Annotated in this window: 1 protein-coding gene; it reads right to left on the bottom strand. The window is 69.9% G+C overall.

The features are described 5' to 3' along the window. Position 1: 1 nt before the first annotated feature. Positions 2–955, bottom strand: coding sequence for an IS481 family transposase (locus ACFYM0_RS37955; protein ID WP_388510325.1), 954 nt, complete (start codon positions 953–955; stop codon positions 2–4). Positions 956–1,069 lie beyond the last annotated feature (114 nt).

The following is a 1,069-nucleotide window of genomic DNA, read 5'->3' as shown; positions in this document are numbered from 1 at the left end:
CCTAGGTGTGTTGTCCGGACAGGTTGGTGCCGCGGCTGGCGGGTGTTTGGCCTTGGATGCCGGTGTGGGGTCGGTGGTAGTTGTACCAGTGCAGCCAGTCGGCAAACGCTTCCATTCGGTCACGGTCTGAGGTGTAGGGCCGCTGGTAGGCCCATTCCTCGAGCAGGGTGCGGTGGAAGCGTTCGACCTTGCCGTTGGTCTGCGGCCGCCAGGGCCGGGTCCAGCGCGGGCTGATGCCCAGGTCACGACAGGTTTGGCGCCAGGTGCTCTTGGTGTAGGCCCAGGCGTTGTCGGTCAGGACGCGTTCGACGGTGATGCCGCGGTCGGCGAACCAGGCGGTGGCCCGTTCCAGAAAGCCGGCGCAGGTGGGTGCGGTCTCGTCGGGGAGGTCTTCGGTGTAGGCGAGGCGGGTGTGGTCGTCGAGAGCGGTGTGGAGGTAGGCCCAGCCGGCGCCGGTCTTGTTGCGCCGTCCTTCGGCCCTGCCGAGGGTCTTGTGACCGCCACCGTCGGGGATCCGGCCGAGCTTCTTGACGTCGATGTGGACGAGCTCGCCGGGCCGTTGCCGTTCGTAGCGGCGGACGGGTTCGCCGGTGGCCCGGTCCAGGGCGGCCAGTGGTGGCAGGCCGTTGCGGGCAAGGATGCGGTGGGCGGTCGAGGCGGCGATCCCGCAGCGGGCGGCGAGCCGCAGAGGCCCGATCCGGTGTTCGCGTCGCAGTCGCAGGACGTGTTCCTCGACCGCGGCCGCGGTCCGTCGCGGCTGGCGGTGAGGGCGGCTGGAGCGGTCACTCATTCCGGCGATGCCGAGCTGCCGGTAGCGGCCGGCCCAGCGAGCCGCGGTGGTGTGGCTGACCTGGAAACGCTCCGCTGCCCGCCGCACGGGCCAGCCGTCGTCCACGACACAGCGGGCCAGGCGCAGTCGCCCGGTCTCGGTCAGCGGGGCATTACGGTGGACCACGAGGGCCTCCTGAAGTCGGTTGAGATGTCGCAATCCCCACCGAACCCGGAGGCCCTCACCCATTTCAAGAACCCAGCACGCGTGTCACCAACGTCCCCGGACAACACACCTAGG

Origin of the sequence: Streptomyces sp. NPDC006487 (genome assembly GCF_042870555.1) — a bacterium.
Lineage (GTDB): Bacteria > Actinomycetota > Actinomycetes > Streptomycetales > Streptomycetaceae > Streptomyces.
Note: the sequence above shows the minus strand (reverse complement) of the source record. Positions and strands in the feature narration are given on the sequence as shown.